The sequence below is a fragment of the Psychrosphaera sp. 1_MG-2023 genome, from assembly GCF_030548245.1.
GTDB classification, from domain to species: domain Bacteria; phylum Pseudomonadota; class Gammaproteobacteria; order Enterobacterales; family Alteromonadaceae; genus Psychrosphaera; species Psychrosphaera algicola.
On the sequence record NZ_JAUORW010000004.1, the window covers coordinates 53,306 to 74,323 of the forward strand.

The window sequence follows — 21,018 nt, forward strand, 5'->3', positions numbered from 1 at the left end:
ATGTTATCCAGACCCACAATGACTAAATGTTATTGTTATTCCGCTTGATGCTGCGGCGTCTCAATAATATCCCGAGCCCCCCGATTGCAAATAAACTAATTGATGCAGGTGCATTAACATCAACTGGATCAGGTGTCGGTGCGTTCTGATTGCTCGATGGCAAGATACGCAGTGTTTCAAAGTCTGACCAAAAGAAGGTAGGAGTGCTTGCATATTCAAGATAAGGGTTATTTACATAAACATAGTTTGCATCATCTACTTCCCTCGCACTGTTATAGCCACAAATCTCACTGTCAGGTTCTGGGTTATTGTTTAACCAGGCATTATAAGTTGCATTGTCACTAATTTGAGACATCGCATTAAAGTCATCTACCCAAGTCCCATGGAGTGGGTTATCGATACATAACTCTTGTATTTCAACTTCATCGTCGGTTTTATTTGTGGCGTAGAAAAACTGACCGTCAACTGACGACATACTAACTTCAACGTTAATTTGATAATCCCCTGGCAATAAATCTACTGGTGCTGCCATGTTTAACATAACTGACCCAAATTCGATTGCCGCGCCCGGGTCTGACGGGTCTACGAGCGCCGGATCGGTGTTTATTGTGCCAGCAAGGTTATCCCAAGTTTTTCCTTGTCCTATAATATTCCAACTCACATCGTAATTTACTTCTGGGTTATTAAAATAAAGGTTAAAAGCGCCCCACGTAAATAAATCTTCTCCCTGTTCAAACTCCCAAACACAGGGGTCATTAGCTATTATTGCTTGTTGTTCAGCAAGTTCTGTATCATATTCAGCTTGGGTGATGATGTTGTTCTGTAAATCATTTTCAAGCCTATCTATAGCTGCATAGACATCCGCTTCATCAAACCTCGAAAAGCCATTAACGCATTCGGATGGAACGGCGTCTAATCCCTCTGCTCCGCCGCCCCTTGAAACAAACGGAGCGATACTGTCGACAGTTTGGCCGCTATTAATTGCCGTCGTTAAAATACCCACATCATTTAAATATTGGTTATTGACGTAAAAAAATGTTTCTGAATAAACATCGGCACGTTCAGCCCTGCCCGAGCTTCTAAATAGTCGTGCCTCTGCGACTTCTACCCACAAAAACATTAGGAGAAAAACAAACAATAAAAGTTTCGGCCGAGCTGTAACTGTCATAATAGCTTCCATTTAATTTATGTTAATTAACGTTAATCAAGGCCTAATGACCTAGTTTACTCATACTGGTTCTTGGCAATGTTTTACCATATTCCTCGAGTGCCACTTTGTATTCAAAATGAAGCCATGTGCACTCAGTACTTTTTATGTATTAAAATTTTATCACAATGCATATTTCAGTCCGCTTGAATATATTGACTAAAATTCAATCAGTTAACTTTTGATGTATTTTACTAAAACTAAATGTGTAAAGTTAACTGACACATTTCACTACAAATATTGTTGTAACAATTGGTCTAAACGAACTTGTTCTTTTCGCGCGGTTAACGGGTGTTGGCTAATGCGGCGTTGGGCGAGTTTGGTTTGATCAGTTCGAAACAAAACCTCAAAGTAATTCACCAATACATCATCTGGTAAACTCCCCTGCACTAGATTATACGCCTCAGTATAATGTGCTAATGCTTCATCAAGTTTGTCTAATCTAAGCGCTATTTCTCCAATTGTATCTAATACGTCTATGTTTTTAGGTCGGATCTGCAACGCGTTTAACGCAAATTGATAGGCTTCTTCAAGCTGTTTATCTTCTAAAAGTAAGTAGGCAATATTATTAAGTGCTACAAAATTATCTGGTTGAAGAATAAGGGTTTTGCGGAAATAACGAATCGCTTCCTCATTGTCTACGCCAGTTTGTAACTGCGCATAATATAAAGTATTGATGATGTCTTTTGGGTGTCTTTTAAGATGTTCTTTCAAAAAGTGTAAGGGCTTTAAGGCATTCACTTTATCGTTGTGTGATATGACCTTAAAATGAGCTGCGACCATAAAACCGGCGTTTTGTGGAGTTGGGTTTGCTTCATAAGCAAAGGTAATGTTTTCCAATGCTTCTGATGCTTTCCCTTGATGAAACAACAACTGCCCTTTTATTCCTTTCACAAAAGGTAATTGCTTTATGCTATCGGTTAACGTGGCGTAATATGTTTCGGCTTGCTCAAATTGTTGCATTTGCGTAAGCAGTTGTAAGTACATTAATCGTATCTCTAAATTACGACCGCCAAGTTCATATAGATACCGCTGGCTAAGTTGCAACGCGCTTTCGAGCTCCCCTTTTGTTTGCAATACCTGCAGCAGCCCAATTATTGTCTGCGGGTTATTTGGACTGGCAAGATACCATGTCTCATATAGCTGCATTGTTTTGTCGTATTGTTGATTTGCTGAATAAGCCATCGCTAAATGTCGCCAATAAGACTCTGGTTTATCTGACTTTATCTGCTCAAATAACTTTATAGCCTTCTCAGCTTGTCCTTCAAATAATTGAATTTTTGCCAGCGTAATCACAAGTTGTTTGTGGTTTTTATTGTCATTAATTCTGGCTTGCAGATGATTGACCATTTTGTCAGGTAGGTTGAGTTGTTTGCTCAACGTATAATATTGGATAATCGCCGGGATAAAATCAGGGTGCTGATTAATAATCGATTGCACTTTGTTTAACGCCGATTCTGCGACACTTCTGCTATTAAGTTGTACCGAATTGACGACCGCTAATTGAATTGCTGGGTTATCTGGTGTTATGTCCAATGCACGCTGATAGGCTTGCTTAGCTTCGTTAAACTTTTTTTGCTTTTGATAAATTTTGGCACGAAGCAAAAACTGATGTTGCCTTAGTTTATTGTTATTTTGCCATTCATCGGCAAGCAAAAGTGCTTTGTCATAGTGCCTACTATTAAGGTATGCCTGCGCCAAAGTGAGTTGCAATTGTTCCGCTGTATGTTCATTTCCTTCAAACTCAAACTTTGCCACCGCATTCTCCAAATCCAGCAGACCGCTTACGTCTCTGAGGGACAACTTAAGTAAACCAACATTAGTTAGCGATTTTGGTGAGACGATATTGTCTGGTTGTTTATCCAATATTGTTTTTACTTTATTAATCTCACCTTGCTTAAGCAGCGCTTGACCAATTTTGGAAAGCAAGCCCGAATCCTCATCAGACAGTGTTTTAAATTGGCTCGCCGTATCGTTCGCATCGAGTGACATCCCTAAATAAAGTTGGCTGTCGGCTAACAATCGTAAAGCCGGATGTTCAATTGGTAAAAAACCAGCAATGAGACTGAGGTGTCGATGGGCGTTTTCTTTATCGCCATTGAAATAGGCACTGATCCCCGCAATAAGGCGAGCCGATGTATCTTCAGTATCAAGTGTTATTGCTTGTTCTGCATAATAATATGCAATTGAGTAGTCTTTATCGTTTAAACGAGCTGCTGCTTTCAGTTGCAATAATAATGCGACATTAGAATATTTATTTAGCAAGTCATCTACAATGGGCTCAGCTTGATTGGGTAAATTAAAATCACTGTAAAGTCGTGCTAGCGTCAGTTTAACTTCGTCTGCATCCGGATAAACATCGATATATTGTTGATAGACAGCGACCCCCTGTGCAACTTCCTGTAGGTTTAGGTGCAGTTGCGCCTTAAGTAACAAGGCGTCTTTCTGATTCGGGTAGGTTTCAAGGACTTGCTCCAAATGTAAATTTGCACCTTGTAAATTATTACTGAGCACAAGATCGTAAGCTAACGCTAATTGACCATATTCATTTGAATTTGGCAGGCGCTTTATTTCATTAATTAATGTAAATGCCTTGTTGTGTTGCCCAACCCGAACATAACTTTGTAATTGATAAAATGTCAGTTGCGCTAATTGCTTAGGCTTTAATCCCTTAGTAAATTTACTCAGTGAAAATAAGGATTTATCGTCCCCCATTCGTTGATACAAAACCGACAGTAGTGGCACTACTTGTTCATTTGGGTGGTTGTAATCTAATGCCCGCTTAAACTCTTTTTCTGCCAGATTTAATTGCCCTAACGCCAAATAAGCTTGTCCGAGTAAAAATCGCGGTTCTCCTTTTTGGGGAGACTGACGCACTGCATTTTTAAACTCGATTACGGCAATAGCATATTTATTTTGTGCCATCGCAGCATTACCAAGTGCAAGGTAATTTTTGTCGGTATTACGGTCACACCCTGATAGGCAGATCAGTAACAGTGCAATAAACAGTAATCGCATATACACTCAATTTTTAATAAATGGTTACGGAAATTCACTTTGCTTATATAGTAGCCAATGATGACAGTGTTCGCTATACATAGGTGATCTATGAACATTGTGGTATTTGTAAAATTTCAATTGATAACACCTGATACAACAAAAGACGTGCTATCTTTTAACTACAGGAATATTAAAGTGATATCTATATGAATATAATTGAACACCCGAGACTCTATAGATTACTCACATCGATGGGCGATTTAAGTCCCAGAGAATGCGGTGATATAGAAGAAGATTTATGGGCTATGTTTGGTCAAGACGCTACCGTGTTAGTCACTGACATGTCTCATTTTTCTAAAGTAACGCAGCAGCACGGTATCATTTACTACCTTGCGATGATCAAGCGTATGCAAGATGCCATAGCCTTGTCAGTCGCTAAACATAAAGGGCTGGTCATAAAATTTGTTGCGGACAATTCATTTTCAAAATTTGAAGACGTCGACTCTGCGCTTGCCTGCATAAAAGAAATAAACCATAAAATGAAGGCAGAAAATGCTAAAACCCCAGATATATGGGATATCGAACTTTGTTCAGGCATTGACTGCGGCAAAATACTAAATATCAATAACGCAGATATGTTTGGCGACCCAGTTAATGTCGCAAGTAAGCTTGGAGAAGACACTGCAAAACCCTGGGATGTACTTGTCACTGACCGAGCGAAAAATCAATCGTCGGACAAATTTCAATTTTCTGGTAAATTTGTCGCTGAAAAAGGCATTTCGATTGACACTTGGTATTTATCACCTTAGCCATTTATAAGCTAATTAGTCCACCAAAGTGGCAAACACGGTTGTTTTTAAAAGCTTTTTATTACAGAAATTTAGTCATAAACATACTGTAAGGATCTTCGATATATTGCCCAAAAGGCGGACATTGTTTAAACCCAAATCGAAGGTAAAGCTGTTGAGCCGGTATAAATGCTTCCGCCGTGCCCGTTTCTAAACTTAACTGTTTGTATGACCGTTGATTGGCTTCGTGGATAAGATGAGTTAATAGTTTTTGAGCCATACCTTGCCTTAAAAAATCAGCCGATGTGCGCATCGACTTGATTTCACCATGTTCTTTATTGAGCTCTTTTAGTGCGCCAATCCCCGCCAGTTTATTGTCTATCCATAAACTCCAAAAGGTTACGTCCTTTGCTTTTAATCCGCTGATATCCAACGCATGGACACTTTCAGGTGGCGAGTGAACTAACATGTCGCCGTGGTGTTCTTGTAACAATGCAATAACGTCTTTATGTTCTAACCCACCGACTCGTATTACCATATCGACCAATACCTTACAGATTGTAAATAGCTAACATTAGGTCCGGTTTTGAAACTGATTTCGGACATTTATTACAGCAGTTAGTTTTAGGAACAGACTTGATTGCTACGATGATTTGCAGGTCGCCATGTCTTTTGACAACTCAGTAATATACTGACCATTTTTACCATGGTAGCGATAAACCATAATAACGCCTAGACCAATAAAACTCTCTAACCCTTTATTCGCGCATAAAGTATTAATTACGGCTTCTTGAATAATTGGGTTTAATAACGTGACATCTAATTGTGCCGCCGTGTAATTAACCATAGTATTATTGTAAATAATGAAGTTTCTAAATGTGGCAGCTGAATCTAGCCTGGTTTCTGTATCAAGTAATTTTGGCCCTTCAGCATTTATTTCCAAAACGGCCTGAGTAAGTTCTTGAGACAACGATCTTTCTCGTGGTGTCTGCGCAGCACTGCTAACAAATGATGAAGTGAAGGCCATCAGCAATAACGTATTTTTTAGTTTCATTTGGTGGATCATCCTTTCGTTTTTAACTGTTACTAAGTGGGCATCTCTAACTTCACCCTCAATTAAAAGCACACCTATCACTGATGTTAATCGCTGGTTTTGCTTTTTTGTTAATGATTAATTTACGGTGTAATAAGCTAATCCGCAATAGGTTCGTTAATGTTCAATATAGTATTGCTTTCTAGTCAAAAGAAATCGATATCACTATTAAAGTGAAAATAACAAAAACACCGGTTTAACCTTTTCAGTTGTCATTAACAAAAGGACGACTATTCCCCCTGATGAACTCGTTATATTTCACCGCGAATGTGCTGTCTAACTTGCTCTTGATAAAACGTTTGTAACTTAGCGCTTAGTACTTGTGACAATGGTGGCAAGTCACTAGTTAACGCATTACTAATCACTTGCTGTGACGAGCTCGCGCCCGAAATAACCGTACTGACTTGAGGTTGGTCTAACAACCATCGCAGCGAGCACTGCAGCAAATTCATGTCACTTGGGAGCATGGTTTTCACTTGGTCAGCTAAATCAACACCAAGTTCAAATGGCAGACCATTGAAGGTTTCACCAACATTAAATGCGGCGCCGTCACTGTTGTAGTTACGGTGATCCTGGGCTGAAAAAGTACGATTTTTTTGCATCCGTCCACTTAATAAGCCACTCGCTAATGGCAAACGGGCAATAATGCCGATATTCTTCTGCTCGGCTATAGGCAGTAACTTATCAACAGCGTCTTGTCTAAAGATGTTAAAAATGATCTGCAACGTTGCTAAACTATCGGACTGACAACAGACTAAAGCATCTTCAATGGTTTCAACACTTGCGCCGTAATGTGTGATCAACCCTTCCTGTTGAAACGCTTCCATCCAACTAAATATCTCACCGGTTTTTAACATCTCCGGGGGAATGCAGTGCAATTGCACCAAATCAAGGGACTCAACACCTAATCGAGCTTTTGAACCTTCTAGGCTTTTTCGTACGCTGTTTTTGTTATACCCATCCGGAAACAAGTCACCACCGCGACCAACTTTAGTGATCACCACGGGTTTAGTTTTTTGGGTTTTTAGCCAATCCCCAATGCGTTGTTCGCTGACCCCACCGCCGTAAACATCGGCAGTATCAAACAAGTTAATTCCCTGCTCAGCAGCCGAATCCAATATTGCCTTTGCTTCACTATCCTCAACCGGGCCAAAGTCATTGCCTAACTGCCAACAGCCTAAACCTATCTCAGAAACTTCAAAACCGGTTTTTCCTAACGTTCTTTTTTTCATAATGTGTGGCCCATCTAATGTGTTTTTAATATTATTAACGTCGTATTTATGTTCGTATTTAATTGGTATAAAGCTCCTTGTTTGGCCGCTAAATACCCGACCTTGTACCTAAAACCAACTGTTCTATTGACTTGTTACCAATTCCATAATGTCCCATCTTCAAGGCGATTTACCGGCAGACAAGCACGTTTATATGGGTATTTTTTGGCAATTGATTCGTCGATATCAGCGCCGTGCCCAATCGCCTCCCCTGGAGTAAAATAGCCATCAACGTAACGGTAATCTCGGGTGAATACCGATTCCATTTTTTCACTGTGGGCCATATGTTCTTGAATACCAAAATTTGCTACCGAATAATCAAAATGCAATGCCGCAGCCATGCAAATTGGCGAAAGATCGGTCGCCCCGTGACACCCTGTTTTAACATGAAACAAACTGGCAAAGTCGGCGATACGTTTTAGCTGCGAAATACCACCGGCGTGCACAACGGTAGTTCGAATATAATCAATCAATTGGTTTTGAATAAGCTCTCTGCAGTCATGAATTGAATTAAAGACTTCACCAACCGCAATAGGGGTCGTTGTGTGGTGACGGATCAATTTGAAACTTTCTTGGTTTTCAGCCGGAACCGGATCTTCCATCCAAAACAGGTGGTAAGGTTCTAACTCTTTACCTAATCGCGCCGCTTCGATGGGCGTTAATCTGTGATGCACATCGTGCAGAAGATGAATATCATCACCAAACTGCTTTCGCACCTCGGCAAACAACTTAGGTGCATAGTTTAAATACTTTTCTGTCGACCACGTATCTTCCGTAGGTAAGTCTGAGTCTGCGGGTTCGTACTTCTTGTTGTTTTTAGAAACCCCATAAGTCCCTGCCACGCCTGGGATCCCAGATTGCACACGAACCGCTTTGTATCCTTGATCTATGGCTTTTCCCACTTGCTCAAGGGTTGATCCGAGATCAAGACCGTTGGCATGGGTATACACCATGATTTTATCCCGGCTTCGACCACCGAGCAGCTGATACAAAGGCATATTGGCGGCTTTCGCTTTAATATCCCACAGAGCAGTATCTACCGCCGCTATTGCCGTCATGCCAATGGGGCCACGACGCCAATACACGCCTCGATATAAATACTGCCATATGTCTTCAATTCGCTGAGGATCTCGGCCGATTAACATTGGAATAACATAATCTTCAAGGTAAGAAACAACGGCTTTTTCTCGCCCATTCAAGGTTGCGTCACCCACCCCATACAAGCCTTCGTCTGTGATAATTTTGAGGGTCACAAAATTACGTCCTGGACTGCAAACGATGACTTTTGCATCTATAATTTTCACAACGTTTTCCTCTGGTTAAATTTAGTTTGCCACTAACTTAGAAAAATAAATTAGGTAAAAATAGAACGACTTCTGGAAAGATTGCTAACAACGCAATTAACACCAGTACCGCACTGAAAAACGGCATCGCTTCTTTCACATAGTCATCGGTCGGACATTTTAAAATGCCGCATACGGTATACATCGCTATTCCTACAGGGGGAGTCGTACCGCCAAATGACACCATGAGCAACATCAAAATACCAAAATGCACTGGGTCGATACCAACTGATTGGATCATTGGCACTAAAATAGGGGTAAGGAGTAATACGGTTACTGTGCCTTCCATTATCATGCCGACAACAAACAATAATACGAGGCACAGCAATAGTACGATTCCAGGGTTTTCAGTGACTTGAGTTATCGCTGTGGCGAGGTCAACCGGCAATTGTTCATAAGCAAAGAGGTAGCCAATCATCCCCGAAAATAGAATAATCGACATGATCATGCCGATGTCAGAAACACTTTCAACAAGTGCGTTTTTGATACTCGATAAGGTAATTTCATCATACGCCAGCCAGCCCACTAATACCGCGTAGATAACTGCAAAAGCCCCGGCTTCAGAGGGCGTGAAGATACCAAAACGTATTGTGACCACTAAAATTAGCGGAAAAATCAGTGCCCATTTACAATCCTTCATGGCATGCCAAATTTCTTTACCACTTGGTTTTTGACTCGACTCCGGCGTGTAGCCTCGTTTTTTTGCGACTATGTATACGGTCAACATTAGGATCATGGTCAGTAATATGCCAGGTACTATGCCAGCAATAAATAACTTACCAATTGATACGTTACCAACAAAACCATAAAGAATAAGGCCAATGCTCGGTGGTAAAGTCGCTGTAATTAAAGCGCTTATCGCGATAATCGCGCTGCTAAAGCCATTACTAAACCCAGAATCAATCATAGGTTTACCCAGAATTCTTGATTGCATGGCGGCGTCGGCGATTGCCGAACCAGACACGCCTCCCATTAATGCGCTGAGTACAATTGTTACGTGGGCTAAACCGCCGGTGATCCAAGCCACCAGCAAGTTTGAAAACGAAATAAGTCTGCGGGTAATTCCTGACTTATTCATCACCTGCCCGGCGAGGATAAAAAACGGTATGGCAAGTAAGGGAAAGCTCTGACTCGCTGCAACAATACGCTGAACCCCAACGAGAATTGGTATATGTTCAGATAGTGTAAAATAGCCCAATCCGGTCAATAACAAACTAAATGACAAGGGCATGCCGACAATGAGTAAAAGAATAAATATCGCTAATAGGATCATTTATTTACACCCATTTGTCCGAGGTTAGCTTTTTGTTCGTCTTCTAACTCACTGAGCAGGTAACTTGGTAGCTTAACACCATCTGAATTGATGTTAGCCAGTATTCCGTGCTTCAACCTAAATAACGCTCGCCATTGCTGTTGCACTGTATTTAGCATTAATAAGGCGCCAACAGGTAAAGCCAATGTCACCAAAGAATATGATAATCCCGTTGTACCAAGTTCGCGTTGTGGATTTAACAGTACCAGTTTAAGCCCAAAAATAAGCAATATGACTAAACCGATAAACATCAAACTGAACAACACTAAATCGAGTTTCACCCTGTGTTGCCAACTCAGATGCCGAACAAATAGGTCAACCCCAACGTGTTCAAAATTGCGCAGTGCTTGGTCCGCACCCAGCATGGCAAGCCACGCAAAAAACAGTTGCGCAAAATCAACCGACCATATAATTGGTGCGCCAAATGAACGCATCACAGCAGCCGAAAAAACCAACAGCACAATCGCAACCAATAAACTCGCAGCTAATCTTTGTTCAAACTGAACTAACTTGTCACTCATCAACTGACCCTGCGCCAATTGCATGGTTTTTAATTGAGAAGCATTCGATTAAGTATAATTTCATTGTTTTAAACTCAACTTAAGCTTTGCTCTAAGTTCGGTATAACCAAGTACGTCATAGGTTTTATTGGTCGCTTCGATAAATGCGCGTGTATCTACTTCATGGATCACAACGCCATAATCGCGCATTTTTGTTTCGTATTCGGCTAATAAATCAAAGTTGAGTTGCGAGGCAAATTCCCCTGCTAAAAACGCTTGTTCAGTGACTATCAATTGATGTGCTATCGAAAGTTTGTCGAACCAAGTTGCGCTGCCCACAAGGCCCGATATTAGGTTGATATGAGCTGTTTTAGTGATGTAGGTGATAACTTCATAAAGACGCGAACCCCATGTGCCCGGATGTTGAGCTTCGGCACCGTCAATGACCTTTTGTTGCAATGCGCTATACACTTCAGTCCAACCTAAAGGCGTAGGCGTAGCACCGAGCGCACGGATTGTCTCTAGCCAAACGGGGGCGCCAATGGTACGTATTCTAACGCCAATCAAGTCATCTGGATGGTTAATTTCTTTGTGTGTTAACAAGTGCCGTTCGCCCTGCCACCAGTTAAAAGACAATACCTTTAACCCCGCGTTTTGACTAAGTTGCGCAGCCCAAGCGTTAAAGACTGTTGAGGTAACAATTTTTTTGACCTCCGCCAGCCCACTAGCCAAATAAGGGGCACCTAATATGCCCATTTCATTTTGATAAATTGCCAACCGGCCACCGTCGACCAGAACCGCAACGTTCGCTCCAGCACGCGCCTGTTCTAATATATCGTTGTCGCTGCCAAGTTGTGACCCTACAAAAATCCTAACAATAATGTCTTTATTTGTTGCTGTTTCAACGCCCTGTTTGAACTTGAGCAAACCTTGATACATAGGATCAGAGCTACTAAGCGAAGTGATCACATTTAGCTCATTTACAACCCCATAAACTGGACGAATAAAAACTAAAGTGACGAGGATGAAAATGAGTAGTTTCATTTTAAATTAGTCCACCCACATGCTCTGCTCTGGGCCTAAATAGCTCTTTTTAAGTCCGCCAGTATTTACAATGACTTTTTGGATAACGACTCCAATATCCACCATATAAATCCGTAGCTTATGCGCTCCCGGCTGTTTTACATTGTGATGACTCACCGCATAGCGCACACCATTTTTAACAGACTCCTGCCAATCGTTTTGCTTACTATTCTCTAAGACATCAACCATTATTGGCTCTTCATCATCAAATCCGATGGCGAATCTTAAACCACGTGTAGGCACAAAGTTTAGACTCGGCGCGACTAAGGTTTGGATCTCCACGGCCCCTTGGTTAAATAGAAATAAATCATATTCTAGGTAAGGCGCGTCTTTATAATTTTGAATGCTTTGGTCAATATTTTTTGACATTGCTGACATCGACGATTGCGTGCGTCCATGGAACGGGATCTCTTGCCAACTTGCATTATCAGTAGAACCAAGTGCCTGTGCACTAACGGCTTCTAAAGCAACATAACCGTCCGCTTCGACAAATCCGCGCACCACAGTATTGCCTGGATTAAATGCACTGATGTTAACAGTCGCACCGCCCCAACCGGTGCCTTTGATAAATACCGTTGCACTTAACTCACCTTTAGGAGCTTTTGCCCAATCAACACCTACTAAAATGCGTGTATCGTTTGTTAACAACCCCTTGTTATGACTTAACGTTACCCATGTTTTGCTGGCTGTCGCGCTAAACTCAAATGGCATTAACCCCTTATTAAAAACATCAATGTAACGCTGTTTTTGCCCAAACGGACTGAATTGGTCTAGCACTAATCGGTCGATATGAGGCCAAACATTGGCAGTGCCTTCTACAGCAACCCCCATGTCAGAAACATTAGCAGGCGAGCTTGTTGCCAACCAGGGCATTACGTCTGCTGGTGGATTATTCCAATGGGTATAACCAATATGAGTTTGATCCATAAAATGCGCCCAGCGACCATTATTTAATTGATGGTAAGTTGCTTTTAAAGCGGCATCTGTTTCAAAGTTTTTTTGGGCAGCCGCCGCATATTTATTTGCGCTGGCGCGCCCTTGGCTGGCGTACAACCTATTTTTAGCGACGTTATTGTATAGCTCATAAAGATTCGCCGTTGCTTTTATTGGATGCAAAACCAATTGGAAATAAGCCGATTTTTTATCGTCAGATAACGTATTATTTATGCGCTCAGCTAGGTCTACCGCATCGGATAATTCAACCGAAATTCGGTCGGCTTCATTGTAATTAAACTGACTATACGTAGTGACATCCATGAGTTCTGGTTTTCTACGACCATTATGACGGGTGTATGTCGTCAAAATACTTGCTATTTGGGTCGCATATTTATCACCAAACTGCTGTTTCACCCATTCATGAGTATATTCTGCTAATTTTTCTTTTGGTATTGCCTCGGGATCCCACGCATAGGTAAGGAAGAAATCCGTTGGGTATTCCATCGGCTTTAAGTCGCCAACATTAGTGAGCCAGATTTGTTTTGCGTCAAACTGGTAAGCGAGCGCCATTTGCTCCCAAATTTTTGCAATAGGTGTTGTATTTATCCAGCGATAAGAACGTGGACCGCCAACATAGTCAAAATGATAATACACCCCTGCCCCGCCTTTTCGCTTGCGCTCCTGCGGCGTTGGTAATCGGCGTATATTGCCCCAATTATCGTCTGACCAAAGTAAGGTAACATCGTCAGGCACACGCATGCCCTTTTCGTAATAACTTTGCACTTCTTTATAAAGCGTCCAAACCTGCGGTACGTCACTTACCTCCCTGTCTTTAAAGACATTTGAGAGAATCGTTCGCTGGTCCGCCACGATGTGTTCTAATAACTCAATATTCTCATTTTCACTCATTGGCGTATCGTGTTGACCACGCATACCTAAGGTATAAATGCTTTCAAACGGCTTATTGCGCTCGGCGCACTTTTGCCAAAATTGATATAGATTTTCGGCGTTAACGTCGTAATCCCATTTGCCTGTGCCACGACGATCCCACTCTTTATCAGCGCACAACATGGGTTCATGGTGAGAATTGCTCATGACAATGCCGTATTCGTCGGCTAACACCATATTTAAAGGATCGTCATCACTAAAGGCATTGTTCCACATTGCAGGCCAAAGAAAATTGGCTTTTAGTCGCAATAATAAGTCGAAGATGTGTTGGTAAAATTGATGGTTATATTCACCAAATTTGGCCTTAACCCAATTAGTCAGCGCCGGGGCCTCGTCATTAAGAAAAATGCCTCGGTACTTTATTTTAGGCTGAGTTTGATAGTACGTATTATGTTTGACATATAGCTGCTTACTTTGTTTAACGGGCACATCAGCCCACCAATACCATGGTGAAACGCCAATTTTTTCTGCTAAATCATAAACCCCAAAGGTTGTTCCCCGCTTATCACTCCCAACGATGACTAATGCTTTTTTTGTTGATGGGTGTGATTGAGGAAACGGGTTATCAATAACCTCAATTCGAAACGCCTCCCATTGACCTTGTAAGCTTTCAATATCCAGCTTTTGAGTGCGGACAAGTTGGTCGATTAAAGCGCTGCGGCCAATCGTACCGACAATGATAAGTGCAGCGTTATCAGGCGTATGATTTGAATTTGAAACTGTGGCGAGCTTCCCCGTCACCTTTTTTATATCAGCTTGCAGATTGTTTACTGCTCGTAATACGCCCTTATGGTCACTTTTATCAACGTAGATATCAGCAACCCTATCGTTTTGAACAATGCCAAAGTCCGCATTCAACGAGTTAAAGAGGACATAATCGCCGTCATTTGCCTGGCTTATCGAAGTCGATAAGATGCAGATGAATAACGCGACTATTGTATTACCAATAATAGAAAACGATTTCATCCTACTTATCCGTACTTTCGATTCGACTATGGATGCCTAACATAGTGCCGACAAACCCCTGAGCAATCGCAGTACTAAGTATTTTGCCATCCAAGTTCGCCGCTAACGTTATTTTTTCACCATCCGCAATTTGGTATGCAAAGCTGATATCAGCCTTGTCACCACTTATTTCTAAAACGAGTTGCTGGTCGTTTTTAGCGCTGATTTCAACTTGCTTGATTATCTTTCTTGGTTCAGAAGCGTTTTTATCCTTTGTTCTTTCCAAAAATAGTTGAAATTTGCCATCGCCGATCTTTTTAACTCCCAAATAATAATGGTAAAACTCGTTTTGAAATGCCACTAACCCAGCTGAAATATCTGTAGATTGAGGGAGCGCTAAGCCTGTTGTGACTTGATAAGTCATATGCTGCTGGCGACGACTCAAAAAAACCGGCTGCTTTAATGACGTTAAATCAATTGGCGCAGGTGTGATGTTCATTTTGCCATCGGCTAACTCATACCATCCACTATAAAAACTGCGTAATGTATTCCAATTTACATTCAGTTTTTGACCGTCAAATTCATCACGCCAGATAAAATTGCCCGTTTGTTTTTCATCAATATCAAGGGAATTGTTAATGGCGGGTTTAGGTAAGCGGTGCGGAATTGCTTTGCCTTGTTCAAGAATATGTGGCCAGCCATTATTCCAGGTTACGGGTAATAAAAATGACTCGCGCCCCGTGTTATAAAACCGTTGATCATAAGCACGAGTTGCCAAAAATATCGCCCACCAGTCGCCTTGTGGCGTTTGCACTAAGTCGGCGTGGCCTGCCGTTGTAATTGGGTTTATTCGATCATCAGCTAAGTCACGCTGAGTTAAAATCGGATTACCAGAATATGGAATAAATGGGTCGTTTATGTTTTTCGCTCGAAACACAACTTCTGAATGCTGATCCGCAGTACCACCTTCAGCACACATCAAATAATACCAACCATCTATTTTGTATATGTGTGGTGCTTCAATCCAAATCGGTTGTTTTGCTAAGTCGACGCCGCCATTTACAATAACTCGGCCTGAGTCTTTGATGACTTTTTTAGCAGCTAGGTCATATTCCCACATCCAAATTGCCCGGTGACCTTCATATAAAGGTTCACCAACAGGTGCATCATTGTGCGCGATGTAAACTTTCCCGTCGTCGTCAAAAAATATGTCTGGGTCAATCCCACCAATTTCCGGTAACCAATAAGGTTCTGACCACTCACCCGCAGGATCTTCGGCTGTGACAAAAAAGTTTCCGCCACCATATACCGCAGTTGTGATCATATAAAATAATCCGTCATGATAACGGATTGTCGGTGCGTAAACCCCCTGCGATACTTGATTACCTCTTAAGTCGAGTTGCTTTTGATTAGTTAACGCATGACCCACAAGCTTCCAATTCACTAGATCGCGACTATGCAGAATTGGTACACCAGGGTTGTAGGCAAAAGAAGATACAGCAATGTAATAGTCGTCCCCTTTACGTGTGATGCTCGGGTCCGGGAAAAAACCAGAAATAACAGGGTTTTGATATTGCCCTTCCGGCATAGGTTCAGAAAATATTTCATCCATACCTTGGTATTCAAACCAATCAAATTCGACGGTTTTGGGGTTTGGCGTTTGGCCGGTTAACCCTTCAGCCATGCCAACAAGTGCAGGTTTATTTTGAAACTTCTCATTAAATAATAAAGGCCAATCTGCGCGTTTTCTAAACCCTGGGATCCAACTATCGCTATCGCTGATCCCCCAAAGCGTTATACCTCCTCGTAAATGTTCAGGAACCACATCCATATAGGCATCAACCACTTCAGCGTACCGTTGGCGTTGTAACGTCGAGACTTCTTCGGTTAACTCCGAATATTGTTCCGATTGGTTTACAGCAATGTCCAGCTCCGAAACTCTAACCTTAACCCCTCGTTTTACGACTTTTGAAAATGCCTCTTTGATATTTTTTATGCTTGGAGTGTCGGTATCTATATGGACTTGAAAGCCTATGCCATCAATTGGCACATTGCGTTGCTGAAAGTCTTCTAGCATTTTGACCACACGGTCTATTTTGCTGTCATTATTTACTAAATTGTAATCGTTGTAATATAAATCGACTTCAGAGTCAGCTTCTCTTGCTAACCTAAAGGCCATTTCCAAATACTCAGGACCAATATTGTTATACCAAATAGTTTCTCGGTATTTTGTTGGGTTACTCGCTGTGCCGTCATCTAAAAAAGCTTCGTTTACCACGTCCCAGCTCGCTAGTTTTCCAGCAAAATGGCCAGCAACAGTCGAAATATGATTTTTTAACAGTGCTTTGAAATCGTCTTTTGAACCTTGATAATCGTTCATCCATTTCGGAGATTGCGTGTGCCAAACCAGCGCATGGCCATGCATTATCATATTTTTTTGGTGTGCATATTCAACCAAAGCATCGGCATGGGTGAAAGCAAACTTGTTTGGCTCGGGCTGCAAAAACATCATTTTCATAATATTTTCAGCGGTCAGACTATTAAAGTGAGTTTCAACGACTTCTTGGCGTTCAGAACTGATTAATAAACTATGAGCATATGGATCTGCAGGGACAGCAACCCCAACAGGGAAGTCGACTAACGATTTAAGCGGAGGGACTGAATCGATGGAAAAAACATTCGATTTTAGAACCTGGGATTCGTTTGGGACGTTTGTGATTGCGGGGCTACACCCCATAAGTAGCACACTTGCTAATGTTGATATAATAAAGCGATTTGACGGTATTTGGGCTAATTTGAGCATAATTATTTTTATTATTATTTAGGCTAGTATTTCTTGAGACTACTACCTATCCAAATTCCGTGCTTTTATTGCTTGTCATATTTAAGTTATGAAATTTACCTATTTGTAAACGCTTACAACAAAAATAACTCAGTCGGTTATTTCAAAGTTCTTCTTCAAATGGAAAGCTGAAATGGCGACGCAGGCAGCCCATGAACATTAATTAAATTCGCCTTGACTGGATTATTTGCCCACCCATAGCGGACCGTTACAGGGTTGCTGATTTGGTTGCTCCACACTTTTATTTTGTCTCCGACAATAGTGGCATTGGCCCACACAAACTTACCATCGTTTCCTGCGAGACTGAATCCCAATAAATGGGCGTTCTCGTTGGCTTTATTTCGAATCGCTAGTTTGCTACCAAACAACTTAAAACTCAGCCAAACGTGATTGTCGACCACTTTACCCTTGCTTATTTCTGGACCTGAGTACACTACTTCATTGTTGCCATAAGCCAGCTTTTGAGCCGCAAGGAACAATCGTTCACCAACGTCTTTTTTATTCAACGGGTGAATGTCATTCCATTCACCGATATCAATCGTCACTGCCATTGCCGTGTTCGGCTCGGCCAATGCCAATCGTTGCGCTTCTCGAGTTTCTGCCCATTGGCTTTCTACAGGTTTATTGTTTTCTGCCATAAAGTTAGCTAACTGAACAAAAATAAAGGGGAAATTACCCTGTTGAAACTGTTTGCGCCAATCTCGGATCATGGCAGGGAATAAAGTTGCGTATTCAGTTGGTCGGTCAGTATTTGATTCACCTTGATACCAAATTGCACCTTTGATCTTGGTCTTCAAAATAGGCGATAACATCGCATTGAAAAAACCAAGTGGCTGTTTATATTCCTGAAAACTAGGACCCGCAAGTGGTAACGACTCTGCTCCAACTCGATAGCGCCATGGACCATTTAGATCAATTGTCCGACTTCCAACATTGAGCTGATAAGGTTTATCACTAACAAACCCGCCCTTTCCGGCACTGCTAATCACTCGAACCACCACCACATTTTTACCCGCCTTCAAAATGTTTTTATCAACGCTATATCGACGCGGTGGATACTGGTAAGTGGTATTACCTACTTTCCGACCGTTGATAAATGCAGTGTCAGCGTCAACAATACGACCCAAAATCAGTTTCGCAGGTAGGTTGGTTTCAGCTTTGGATAATTCAAATTCCTTTCTAAACCACACCACACCATTTTTTGTGTCAATGCCTTTGTCTTGCCAAAATGACGGTAAAACCGTGGTTTGCCACATCGAAGCGTCATAGTCGCGGTCAGACCAAGTCAGGTTTTTGTCATTGGGTTTCAGCCCTAAATCTTGAGCGTTTAGTTGGTTGTACCAATCGTCATTCCGTTTATGATCGCTGGCTATCAAATTAGCGAGATAATTTTCTTGACGGTATTTGTTAATGATATCGAGGTAATGTGGAAACTGCTCTAGGGCCGATTCACTAAGCCAAGCTTCCGCTGGCGAGCCACCATAACTACTATTTATAATGCCAATCGGGATCTGGTGATTTTCTGCGAGACGGGTTCCAAAAAAATAGCTGACCGCAGGAAACTGTCCTAAGTTTGAGCTATCTACACGCTGCCACGACCCCGATGTAACGTCATCTTGAGCCTGCGCAAAATCATATTTTCGTGGGACTTTAAATAAGCGGATATTTGGGTATTGGCTTAAAGTAAACTCTTCGGGGTATTTGACTTTAACTCGCGCCATGGTCAATTCCATGTTTGACTGCCCAGAGGCTAGCCACACATCACCAAACGAAACATCCCTTATTGTTAATGTATTATGCCCACTAATAACGATTTTGTGGTCACTACCAGCGATTTGAGGTGGTAAATTTATCGACCACTTTTGGTTTAAGGCGGTGACTGTGCCTATCAATTTGCCGTCTAAACTTACTGAAACTTGTTCGTGATTATCCGCCCATCCCCATAGTAGATTGTTACTGTCTCTTTGCAGAACAACCCCATCACCAATCAACCGAGGTAGACTTATATTTGCGATTGCCGACGCACTAAAAAATAGCAAAAAAGCGCAACAGCCTAATGCTCTGCTGATTAAATTAAACATAAAGACAACCTCTAGGAATCGACAAACAAGCCACGATTGTAATCACTTTTAGCCATAAGATTATTATCTAAAACCACAACAAAGTTATGATTTTATTTAGTGTTGAGCTTTACGGTTTTTTATTTGATATTGTTTATAGGCAAACAAAAATGCTGAAACCGCTTATATCAACATAATAATAAGAATTTAAATGTAATGCAGTTAACCCAAAACAATTTGGATCGTCTTAGCAAAGACATCCTAAAACCAAAATTCGACCGACAACAAACCCAAATTGGTATTGTACATTTAGGTCCTGGCGCTTTTTTCAGAGCACATCAGGCTTGGTATACTCAACAAGCACTTAATGTAAAAGCTGGAAACTGGGGTATTTGTGCTATTGCATTAAATAGTAATCGCGTTAAACAACAGTTAGAACCACAGCAGGGTTTATACACCTTAGTTGAGCAGGATAACACTACACAATATTCAATTATTGGCTCGGTCAAAGAGGTTCTCGCGTTACAGGAAGATTTCAGTCAAGTTGTCTCTCGTCTCACGGACGCAACCACAAAAATAGTGACGTTAACAATTACAGAAAAGGGCTATTGCCTTGACGCCAAAGGTCGTTTGGACTGTAATCATCCCATAATTAAACGAGATTTGTTAAACGCTGAACGTCCTGAGTCGGCAATTGGTTTGTTATTCCTTGCCTGTAAAATACGCCACCAGCAAAACACCTCCCCCTTAACCGTCATTAGTTGTGACAATTTAAATGATAACGGCGTCAAACTAAAAGCCGCCTTGGTTAACTATGCACAACTTGTCGATACAACATTGGCCGACATAATTCAGACCGCTGTAATTTGCCCCCGCACTATGGTTGACTCTATTACCCCGGCAACTGACACCGACATGGCGGTGCAAATCGAACAACAGTTTGGTTACAAAGACAATTGGCCAATTAAACGTGAAACCTTTACCCAGTGGGTAATCGAAGACATATTACCCGATGATATTCCAGCCTGGGGCGACGTCGGTGTGACATTTACGCACGACATTGCAGGGTACGAAAACGCCAAACTCAGAGTGCTCAATGCCACACATTCAACACTTGCCTATCTAGGCCACTTGCTCGATATCGAAACGGTATACAGCGCGATCAACAATGAAGTGCTGCATACATTCATCTCCAACATGCTAAAAACCGAGATCAAACCTTCGTTAGTCATCCCTAAGGAAATGAACTACGAGTCTTATTGTTGCGCAATTTTACAACGTTACCGTAATCCGGCAATCAAACATCTGTTGTCACAAATAGCCTGGGATGGTTCACAAAAACTGCAGGTACGAATATTGCCAATTATTGTGCACAACATAAAACATCGAATCCCGATCAAAAGTTGCTGTTTTGCTGTCGCGGCTTGGATGCGCTTTGTCATTATTAAATCTCGCAACAAGAGTGAGTTGATAGACCCACTAAATCATCAATTATTAGCCATAAGCTCTTATTGTTGTGATAGTGCAGAACAAGATGTTGCGCATTTTATGGCACTCGAATTGTTTTCAGGTGTCGCCGACGAGCCCGACTTTATTGCCCAAGTGACCCAAGCCTATCGGACGTTATGCCAAGTCCCCGCTGCGATATTGTCTTCTTTAGTAAGTACAAACTAATGCCTTACCAATATTA

At 41.6% G+C, this 21,018-nt stretch carries 14 protein-coding genes; 2 read left to right on the forward strand and 12 right to left on the reverse strand.

Translation table 11 applies throughout. The annotated features are described in order from the left end of the window. Positions 1–22 precede the first annotated feature (22 nt). Together Q4575_RS04505 and prsT are read right to left on the reverse strand one after the other, a co-directional pair. Positions 23–1,168, reverse strand: a complete 1,146-nt coding sequence (locus tag Q4575_RS04505; RefSeq protein WP_215964334.1) for a hypothetical protein — start codon at positions 1,166–1,168, stop codon at positions 23–25. 270 nt (positions 1,169–1,438) lie between these two features. Then, positions 1,439–4,225, reverse strand: coding sequence for an XrtA/PEP-CTERM system TPR-repeat protein PrsT (prsT, locus tag Q4575_RS04510; RefSeq protein ID WP_303521446.1), 2,787 nt, complete (start codon positions 4,223–4,225; stop codon positions 1,439–1,441). 188 nt (positions 4,226–4,413) lie between these two features. On the opposite strand from prsT, the gene Q4575_RS04515 reads away from it, so the two are divergent. Further along, the gene (locus tag Q4575_RS04515) at positions 4,414–5,016 is read left to right on the forward strand and encodes an adenylate/guanylate cyclase domain-containing protein (RefSeq protein ID WP_215964332.1); all 603 of its coding nucleotides are present in this window, start codon (positions 4,414–4,416) and stop codon (positions 5,014–5,016) included. Between the two features lie 61 nt (positions 5,017–5,077). On the opposite strand, the gene Q4575_RS04520 is transcribed toward Q4575_RS04515, so the two are convergent. From Q4575_RS04520 to Q4575_RS04565, 10 genes are all read right to left on the reverse strand, one after another. Further along, positions 5,078–5,533 (reverse strand): GNAT family N-acetyltransferase, encoded by a 456-nt coding sequence (locus tag Q4575_RS04520; protein ID WP_303521447.1) that lies wholly within the window; start codon positions 5,531–5,533, stop codon positions 5,078–5,080. 105 nt (positions 5,534–5,638) lie between these two features. Beyond that, entirely contained in the window at positions 5,639–6,049 is a 411-nt protein-coding gene (locus Q4575_RS04525; protein WP_303521448.1) for a hypothetical protein, read from the reverse strand. 290 nt (positions 6,050–6,339) lie between these two features. Next, positions 6,340–7,320 (reverse strand): aldo/keto reductase, encoded by a 981-nt coding sequence (locus tag Q4575_RS04530; protein WP_303521449.1) that lies wholly within the window; start codon positions 7,318–7,320, stop codon positions 6,340–6,342. 134 nt (positions 7,321–7,454) lie between these two features. Further along, a complete protein-coding gene (manD, locus tag Q4575_RS04535; protein ID WP_215964328.1) occupies positions 7,455–8,663 on the reverse strand; it encodes a D-mannonate dehydratase ManD in 1,209 nt (402 codons plus the stop codon). A 37-nt stretch (positions 8,664–8,700) separates the two neighbouring features. Beyond that, positions 8,701–9,975 (reverse strand): TRAP transporter large permease, encoded by a 1,275-nt coding sequence (locus Q4575_RS04540; protein ID WP_215964327.1) that lies wholly within the window; start codon positions 9,973–9,975, stop codon positions 8,701–8,703. Further along, on the reverse strand, positions 9,972–10,535 hold the full coding sequence (locus Q4575_RS04545; RefSeq protein ID WP_303521450.1) for a TRAP transporter small permease: 564 nt from the start codon (positions 10,533–10,535) through the stop codon (positions 9,972–9,974). Before Q4575_RS04545 ends, Q4575_RS04540 begins: the two co-directional genes overlap by 4 nt. Positions 10,536–10,595: 60 nt before the next feature. Then, on the reverse strand, positions 10,596–11,558 hold the full coding sequence (locus tag Q4575_RS04550) for a C4-dicarboxylate TRAP transporter substrate-binding protein (protein WP_303521451.1): 963 nt from the start codon (positions 11,556–11,558) through the stop codon (positions 10,596–10,598). A 6-nt stretch (positions 11,559–11,564) separates the two neighbouring features. Next, positions 11,565–14,447, reverse strand: a complete 2,883-nt coding sequence (locus tag Q4575_RS04555; RefSeq protein WP_303521452.1) for a glycosyl hydrolase 115 family protein — start codon at positions 14,445–14,447, stop codon at positions 11,565–11,567. A gap of 1 nt (position 14,448) precedes the next feature. Next, entirely contained in the window at positions 14,449–17,229 is a 2,781-nt protein-coding gene (locus Q4575_RS04560; RefSeq protein WP_303521453.1) for an endo-1,4-beta-xylanase, read from the reverse strand. A 155-nt stretch (positions 17,230–17,384) separates the two neighbouring features. Beyond that, on the reverse strand, positions 17,385–19,349 hold the full coding sequence (locus tag Q4575_RS04565) for a sialate O-acetylesterase (RefSeq protein ID WP_303521454.1): 1,965 nt from the start codon (positions 19,347–19,349) through the stop codon (positions 17,385–17,387). 195 nt (positions 19,350–19,544) lie between these two features. Between Q4575_RS04565 and Q4575_RS04570 the strand changes: the two genes are divergently transcribed. Beyond that, the gene (locus Q4575_RS04570; protein ID WP_303521455.1) at positions 19,545–21,002 is read left to right on the forward strand and encodes a mannitol dehydrogenase family protein; all 1,458 of its coding nucleotides are present in this window, start codon (positions 19,545–19,547) and stop codon (positions 21,000–21,002) included. Positions 21,003–21,018 lie beyond the last annotated feature (16 nt).

What these genes read in the sequence shown, in the direction of transcription:
- Q4575_RS04505 (WP_215964334.1), bottom strand. Translation starts at nt 1,168, where the DNA reads ATGACAGTTACAGCTCGGCCGAAACTTTTATTGTTTGTTTTTCTCCTA.
- prsT (WP_303521446.1), bottom strand. Translation starts at nt 4,225, where the DNA reads ATGCGATTACTGTTTATTGCACTGTTACTGATCTGCCTATCAGGGTGT.
- Q4575_RS04515 (WP_215964332.1), top strand. Translation starts at nt 4,414, where the DNA reads ATGAATATAATTGAACACCCGAGACTCTATAGATTACTCACATCGATG.
- Q4575_RS04520 (WP_303521447.1), bottom strand. Translation starts at nt 5,533, where the DNA reads ATGGTAATACGAGTCGGTGGGTTAGAACATAAAGACGTTATTGCATTG.
- Q4575_RS04525 (WP_303521448.1), bottom strand. Translation starts at nt 6,049, where the DNA reads ATGAAACTAAAAAATACGTTATTGCTGATGGCCTTCACTTCATCATTT.
- Q4575_RS04530 (WP_303521449.1), bottom strand. Translation starts at nt 7,320, where the DNA reads ATGAAAAAAAGAACGTTAGGAAAAACCGGTTTTGAAGTTTCTGAGATA.
- Q4575_RS04540 (WP_215964327.1), bottom strand. Translation starts at nt 9,975, where the DNA reads ATGATCCTATTAGCGATATTTATTCTTTTACTCATTGTCGGCATGCCC.
- Q4575_RS04545 (WP_303521450.1), bottom strand. Translation starts at nt 10,535, where the DNA reads ATGAGTGACAAGTTAGTTCAGTTTGAACAAAGATTAGCTGCGAGTTTA.
- Q4575_RS04550 (WP_303521451.1), bottom strand. Translation starts at nt 11,558, where the DNA reads ATGAAACTACTCATTTTCATCCTCGTCACTTTAGTTTTTATTCGTCCA.
- Q4575_RS04555 (WP_303521452.1), bottom strand. Translation starts at nt 14,447, where the DNA reads ATGAAATCGTTTTCTATTATTGGTAATACAATAGTCGCGTTATTCATC.
- Q4575_RS04560 (WP_303521453.1), bottom strand. Translation starts at nt 17,229, where the DNA reads ATGCTCAAATTAGCCCAAATACCGTCAAATCGCTTTATTATATCAACA.
- Q4575_RS04565 (WP_303521454.1), bottom strand. Translation starts at nt 19,349, where the DNA reads ATGTTTAATTTAATCAGCAGAGCATTAGGCTGTTGCGCTTTTTTGCTA.
- Q4575_RS04570 (WP_303521455.1), top strand. Translation starts at nt 19,545, where the DNA reads ATGCAGTTAACCCAAAACAATTTGGATCGTCTTAGCAAAGACATCCTA.